The sequence below is a fragment of the Acidiphilium iwatense genome, assembly GCF_021556475.1.
GTDB classification, from domain to species: domain Bacteria; phylum Pseudomonadota; class Alphaproteobacteria; order Acetobacterales; family Acetobacteraceae; genus Acidiphilium; species Acidiphilium iwatense.
Map to the genome: position 1 here is coordinate 1 of NZ_JAKGBZ010000086.1, position 6,556 is coordinate 6,556.

A 6,556-nucleotide genomic window follows, 5' to 3' on the forward strand; every position below is an offset into this window, starting at 1 on the left:
CGCCAGGGAATCACAACTCGAGTCGCGCCGCAAGCCCAATGTATGGACACATCATTCAAATATAAAACCGCGCTATCCCAAGCCACCCAATGCGTTCAAGCAGTTTCAAAGTGAAAACTTCGGGCTAGATCTCAAAATCATAAGATTTTTCGGTGGGCATCGGAACCGGCTTTGGACGAGGGAGAAAAGCCGTCGGCAGCCTGCCATCAATGAAGGCCAGGCCGCCTCCGATCATGGCCATTCCTGCAAACTCTCGGATCAGCAGTGCCTCGCCCAACACAAACGAACCGAGCAGGATTGCGCTGACCGGGATCAGGAATGTGACAAGCAGCAGATTGGTCGCCCCCGCCGCAGCAAGAATGCGGAAATAGAGAATGTAGGCAAGCACGGTGCACAGAAGCGCGATCCCAATCAGCGCTCCCCACGTCTCCGCGTCCGGTGCCGGCAGTGTCCAAGGACGATCGGCAAAAACCACCACTGGGATCAGCACGAGGGTGCTGCCGGTAACTTGGCCGGTCGCGACCTTGATCGGCGAGATATCTTTGAATCGCCGACCATAAATGCCGGCAAAGGCGTAAACCAGCGCCGCCCCCAGGCAGGCGACTTCCCCAAGAATGCCCCCCTTGGCCATGCCCGCCAGTGCTCCTGGCCCAACGAGCACAGCGACACCGGCAAAGCCGATCGCGACACCGACAAACTTGCTGCGGGTCAGCTTCTCGTTTGCAGTCAGCATATGCGCGACGACCACGGTGAACATCGGCGTCGTAGCGTTGAGGATGGAGGCAAGCCCGCTCGAAATCCGGGTTTCGCCGAATACGATCAGCGAAAAGGGGATGACGTTGTTGAGCACGCCCATGACGATGAAGTCAGCCCAGAGACGCGGCGAGGCCGGCATGAAGTCACCTCGCAACCCAAGCTACAGGTTCAGAATAACAGCGGCCAAACCCACGCGGCCGAGAACCACGGTGAAGGGCGGCAGTTCGGCGACCAGCACCTTAAAGAAAAAGAACGACCCGCCCCACAGCGCAGCGAGGGCCAGCAGCATAACCCACTCTCTACATCCCATCGCCGGCACTGGTGCGGTCTTAACCGTCATCGAACTCATCCCCTTCAATTCGACAGAAAGGTATCGACGCCACCGCGTCGCGGCACTCCGAATCTTGTGCTCGTATTCGGACGCACGTTTCCCCATGGTCAGTGAAAGATCAGGGCGCAACGATCCGCTCCCTTCAATCGGTTCGAAATCTCCGCTCAGAAACACTGGAAACGGCGGCGCGATTCGCGTCGGGAGCGAAAATCGCGGCTGAGCAGGCGGCCGGCGCAGGTCGATGCGGGGACATCGGCCAAGCCGGCCAACGCACTCAGGCGCGATTTGCGCACCGGCGCTTGCGTTCAACGCCGATGTCGGTCATGACATAGCCATCGAACTCCCGCGCGGGAGAGAGCGGCATGAACGCCGCCGCCGAAGGCGCAACCGGCCCCCGGAAACGCTCAGGCAAAAGGACCGCGTGAGAACACGATCTCTGGAAAGCCGGCGCAGCGCGCCGCACCGAAGGCGTAAGGGCGGGGAAACTCCTGCCCGAATCTCTCAGGTTCCGCGACAGAGGGGGGTCAGCCTGGACGGTTCTGCACCCGTCCGCTGAACGCGGAGAATCCTGTGGCCGATGCCGAAACGCTGACCGTTCCGCTCGATGCGATGCATCGCGGCCTGGGCGCGCGCATGGTCGGCTTCGCCGGCTACGCCATGCCGGTGCAGTATGACGGCATCATCGCCGAACACCTGCATTGCCGCGCCCATGCCGCCTTGTTCGACGTCTCGCATATGGGCCAGGCGATCCTGTCCGGCCCCGGTGCCGCCGCCGCGCTGGAACGCGTCGTCACCGGCGACATCGCCGGGCTGCAACCGGGGCGCCAGCGCTACACCCTGCTGATGAACGCGGATGGCGGCATCGTCGACGATCTGATGGTCGCCAATCTCGACGGGTATTATCTCCTCGTCCTCAACGCCGCGCGCAAGCATGTCGATCTTGCCCATATCCGCGCCCATCTGCCCGATGCCGTCAGCCTCACCCCGCATTTCGGCCGCGCCCTGCTCGCCCTGCAAGGCCCCGAATCCGGCGCGGTTCTCGCCTCACTGGCGCCCGAGGTCGCCGCGCTGCGCTTCATGGACGCGATCGAGACCACGCTCGAAGGCGCGCGCATGACCATCACCCGCTCCGGCTATACCGGCGAGGACGGGTTCGAGATCGGCCTGCCCGCCGAACGCGCCGACGCGCTCGCCACCACCCTGATCACCGATGCGCGGGTGAAACCCGCCGGGCTCGGCGCGCGCGATTCGCTCCGCCTCGAAGCCGGGCTGCCGCTCTACGGCAACGATATCGACGAAACCACCAACCCGATCGAGGCCGGGCTCGGCTTCGCGATCGGCAAGCGCCGCAAAATGGCGTGGAATTTCGCCGGCGGCGCCGCGGTGCGCGCCATACACGACAGCGGCCCCGCCCGCCGCCTAGTCGGCCTGCGCGCCGACGGCCGCGCACCCGTGCGGGCGGGTGCCGAACTGACCGACGCCAAGGGCGCGCCGGCCGGCATCGTCACCTCCGGCACCTTCGCGCCCAGCCTCGATGCGCCGGCGGCGCTCGGCTATGTCCGCGCCGATCTTGCCCGCGACGGCACCATCCTCGCCGCCGCACTGCGCGGCCGCGCCGTGACCATGCGCGTCGCCCCGCTGCCCTTCATTCCGCACCGCTACGCCCGCTGAAAGGACCTCCGCCATGACCGAAATCAGATACACCAAGGACCACGAATGGGTGAGGCTCGACGGCGACATCGCCACTGTGGGCATCACCGATCACGCGCAATCCGCCCTCGGTGACATCGTGTTCGTCGAACTGCCGGAACCCGGCCGCGCCGTTGCCGAAGGCGAAGCCTGCGCCGTGGTCGAGAGCGTGAAAGCCGCGTCCGACGTCTATGCCCCGCTCGCCGGCACCGTCACCGAAAACAACGCGTCCCTCGCCGCCGATCCCGGCGTCGCCAACCAGGATGCCGAAGCCGGCGGCTGGTTCTTCAAGCTGCGCCTCGCCGGCCGCGCCGGATTCGACGCGCTGCTGAGCGCCGCCGACTACCAGACTTTCGTGCAATCGCTCTGACCGGAGCCGCCGCCATGGATACTCTCGCCGCATTCGATGCGATCCTCGCCGAAGATCGGTTCGCCGCGCGCCATATCGGCCCCGATGCCGCCGAGCGGGCAGCGATGCTGCACCAGCTCGGCATCCCCTCGATCGGCGCGCTGATCGCCCGCACCGTCCCCGGCGCGATCCTGGCGGAGCGAAAGCTCGACCTTCCGACACCGCTGACCGAGGGTGAAATCCTCGACGATCTGCGCCACTACGCGGGCGAGAACGCGGTCAAGCGCAGCCTGATCGGCCTCGGCTACCATGGCACCGTCACCCCGCCGGTCATTCTGCGCAACGTGCTGGAAAGCCCCGGCTGGTACACCGCCTACACGCCGTATCAGGCGGAAATCGCCCAAGGCCGGCTCGAAGCCCTGCTGAATTTCCAGACCATGATGGCGGGACTCGCCGGCATGGACATCGCCAACGCCTCGCTGCTCGACGAAGCGACCGCCGCTGCCGAGGGTGTCGCGCTGGCCCGCGCGGTGCATCGCGCGAGTTCGACGACCATCGCCGTCGCACGTGATCTCCACCCGCAGACCCGCGCCGTCATCGCCACCCGCGCGGCACCACTCGGCTGGAGCATCGCCGATATCGAACCGGGCGATGCCGCAGCGATCGAGGCCGCCAAACCCTTCGCCCTGGTCCTGCAATATCCGGGAACCACCGGCGTGGTTCGCGATCTGTCGGCGGAAATCACCGCCGCGCATAACGCGGGCGCGCTCGCCATCGTGAGTGCTGACCCGCTCTCCCTCACCCTGCTCAAGCCGCCCGGCGAGATGGGCGCGGATATCGTGGTCGGCTCGGCCCAGCGCTTTGGCGTGCCGATGGGCTTCGGCGGCCCGCATGCCGCGTTTTTCGCGACACGCGACGCTCTCAAGCGCCACATGGCCGGACGTCTGGTCGGCGTTTCGGTCGATGCCGCCGGCGCGCCCGCGCTGCGCCTTGCCCTGCAAACCCGTGAGCAGCATATCCGCCGCGAAAAGGCGACCTCCAACATCTGCACCGCGCAGGTGCTGCTCGCGGTCATCGCCGGATTCTATGGCGTCTGGCACGGGCCGGAAGGGCTGATCCGCATCGCGAAACGCGTGCATCTCGCCGCCCGCCTGCTCGCGGGTGCCGCAACCAAAGCCGGCTTCGCGCTCCGCCACGATGTTTTCTTTGACACGATCGCGTTAACAACGGGTGAAAAAACCGATACCATCCTCGCTCGCGCGCTCGATGCGGGCTTCAATTTCCGTCGCATCGATGAGAAAACGCTCGGCATCGCGCTCGACGAAACCGTAACGCACCAGGAACTGACGATTCTCGCCGGCATCCTCGGCGGCGCCGCTGAGGCCATGCCGACGCCGCTCGCGGCGCTGGCCCGGAACACGAAATTCATGACCGCGCCGGTGTTCCACGCGCACCGCTCCGAACACGCGATGCTGCGCTACCTGAAACGCCTGGAAGACAAGGACATCGCGCTCAACCGCAGCATGATTCCGCTCGGTTCCTGCACCATGAAACTCAACGCGACCGCCGAGATGATCCCGATCACCTGGCGCGGTTTCGCCGATATCCATCCTTTTGCGCCGCCGGACCAGACGCGCGGTTATCGCGCGCTGATCGACCGGCTCGCGACCGATCTCGCGCGCATTACCGGCTTTGCCGCCGTTTCGCTGCAACCCAATTCCGGCGCGCAGGGCGAATATGCCGGGCTGCTCAGCATCCATGCCTTCCATGCATCGCGCGGCGACGCTGCGCGCGACATCTGCCTGATCCCGTCCTCCGCGCACGGCACCAACCCCGCCTCGGCGGCGATGGCCGGGTATCGCGTCGTGGTGGTCGGCTGCGACCGCGCCGGCAATATCGACCTTGCCGATCTCGATGCGAAAATCGCCGCCCATGCCGGTCGCATCGCCGCGCTGATGATCACCTATCCCTCGACCCATGGCGTGTTCGAAGCGACGGTCCGCGAGATTTGCGCCAAAATCCACCGCGCCGGCGGCCAGGTGTATATGGACGGCGCCAACATGAACGCGCAGGTCGGCCTTACCAGCCCCGCCGCGATCGGGGCGGATGTGTGTCATCTCAACCTGCACAAAACCTTCTGCATCCCGCATGGCGGCGGCGGACCGGGCGTCGGACCGATTGCGGTCGCGGCGCATCTTGCCCCGCATCTGCCCAATCACCCGATGCGCGATGACGCTGGGCCGGCCACCGGCTATGGCCCGATCAGCGCCGCACCATTCGGCAGCGCCTCGATCCTGTCGATTCCCTACGCCTATATCCGCATGATGGGGGCGGAGGGGCTGCGCGAGGCGACCGAAATCGCCATCCTGAACGCCAACTACATCGCCCATCGCCTCGGCGCCCATTATCCGATCCTCTATGCCGGCGCTAACGGCATGGTAGCCCATGAGTGCATCATCGACTGCCGGGGCTTCCAGGCCGATACCGGCATTCAGGTCGAGGATATCGCCAAACGGCTACAGGATTACGGGTTTCACGCGCCCACCATGTCCTGGCCGGTGCCGGGCACGCTGATGATCGAACCCACCGAAAGCGAAACCAAGGCCGAACTCGACCGCTTCTGCGATGCGATGATCGCGATCCGCGCGGAAATCGTCGCCATCGCGGCGGGCACGCTGCCGCGCGACGACAATATGCTGAAAAACGCGCCGCATACCGCGTCCGAGGTCATGGCGACCACCTGGAACCACGCCTATAGCCGCGAGCAGGCGGCGTTTCCGCTGCCCTATGTCGCCGGATCGAAGTACTGGCCGCCGGTCAAGCGGGTCGATAACGTCTATGGCGACCGCAACCTCGTCTGCACCTGCGCGCCACTCTCGGACTACGCGGAGGCGGCGGAGTGAGGGTAGCAATGGCACGCTTCAAGATAAGATCGGATGATTAGAGCATTTTCCGTTCGCTTTGGCTCACGGATAAAGCTCTATCTAATACCATGTGTGGACGGCCCTTTGGGTTCAAGTCGTTTTTTTGCAGAATCTGATGTTGGTTCGAATGCGGTCATGTGTCCGGCCTGTTGATGCGGCGCTATGACCGCTGGCCCAGATGGGTTCCGCGAGTGCCATCCAAACAACGGTGCGGCATGTGATTGCCATCGGTATTAACGGATTTCCTGATTACGCATGTTGATCCGTGAATTTTCGGGCGGTATGATCTGCTGCGAATGGACGAATTTCCTGGAGTGTGGGATGGCACGGAACAAAGTTCAGTTTCAGAAAGGTCTCAGCGAAGCGGAGTTTGATCGGCTCTAAGGAACGGAAGAAGCCTGCCGGGCGATCGTTTACTCCTGGCGCTGGGCGAAAGGTTTCGTCTGTCCGGTGTGCGGGGACACGCGGCATTGCGTGGTGAAGCCTCGACAATTGTTCCAGTGCACG

5 protein-coding genes, 1 pseudogene and 2 riboswitches are annotated in these 6,556 nt (G+C 64.6%); of the genes and pseudogenes, 4 read left to right on the top strand and 2 right to left on the bottom strand.

Annotation, left to right across the window (positions count from 1 at the left end):
* Window positions 1–124 precede the first annotated feature (124 nt).
* Both L2A60_RS19480 and L2A60_RS20820 read right to left on the bottom strand, forming a co-directional pair.
* Window positions 125–895, bottom strand: a complete 771-nt coding sequence (locus L2A60_RS19480) for a DMT family transporter (protein ID WP_329603616.1) — start codon at window positions 893–895, stop codon at window positions 125–127.
* A gap of 21 nt (window positions 896–916) precedes the next feature.
* On the bottom strand, window positions 917–1,096 hold the full coding sequence (locus L2A60_RS20820; protein ID WP_329603617.1) for a hypothetical protein: 180 nt from the start codon (window positions 1,094–1,096) through the stop codon (window positions 917–919).
* Window positions 1,097–1,425: 329 nt separating this feature from the next.
* Window positions 1,426–1,517: riboswitch (glycine riboswitch) on the top strand.
* Window positions 1,518–1,521: 4 nt separating this feature from the next.
* A riboswitch (glycine riboswitch) is annotated at window positions 1,522–1,606 on the top strand.
* Between the two features lie 51 nt (window positions 1,607–1,657).
* Between L2A60_RS20820 and gcvT the strand changes: the two genes are divergently transcribed.
* The 4 genes and pseudogenes from gcvT to L2A60_RS21055 form a co-directional block, all read left to right on the top strand.
* Window positions 1,658–2,758: a glycine cleavage system aminomethyltransferase GcvT gene (gcvT, locus tag L2A60_RS19485; RefSeq protein WP_235706127.1), complete on the top strand. Its 1,101-nt coding sequence runs from the start codon at window positions 1,658–1,660 to the stop codon at window positions 2,756–2,758.
* A 13-nt stretch (window positions 2,759–2,771) separates the two neighbouring features.
* The gene (gcvH, locus tag L2A60_RS19490; protein WP_235706128.1) at window positions 2,772–3,146 is read left to right on the top strand and encodes a glycine cleavage system protein GcvH; all 375 of its coding nucleotides are present in this window, start codon (window positions 2,772–2,774) and stop codon (window positions 3,144–3,146) included.
* Window positions 3,147–3,160: 14 nt separating this feature from the next.
* Window positions 3,161–6,028, top strand: coding sequence for an aminomethyl-transferring glycine dehydrogenase (gene gcvP / locus L2A60_RS19495; protein ID WP_235706129.1), 2,868 nt, complete (start codon window positions 3,161–3,163; stop codon window positions 6,026–6,028).
* 342 nt (window positions 6,029–6,370) lie between these two features.
* A pseudogene (locus tag L2A60_RS21055) lies at window positions 6,371–6,556 on the top strand (transposase); the annotation flags it as partial.

Excerpts from the sequence above, each read along its gene's own strand:
- L2A60_RS19480 (WP_329603616.1), bottom strand. The coding sequence starts at position 895 with ATGCCGGCCTCGCCGCGTCTCTGGGCTGACTTCATCGTCATGGGCGTG.
- L2A60_RS20820 (WP_329603617.1), bottom strand. The coding sequence starts at position 1,096 with ATGACGGTTAAGACCGCACCAGTGCCGGCGATGGGATGTAGAGAGTGG.
- gcvH (WP_235706128.1), top strand. The coding sequence starts at position 2,772 with ATGACCGAAATCAGATACACCAAGGACCACGAATGGGTGAGGCTCGAC.
- gcvP (WP_235706129.1), top strand. The coding sequence starts at position 3,161 with ATGGATACTCTCGCCGCATTCGATGCGATCCTCGCCGAAGATCGGTTC.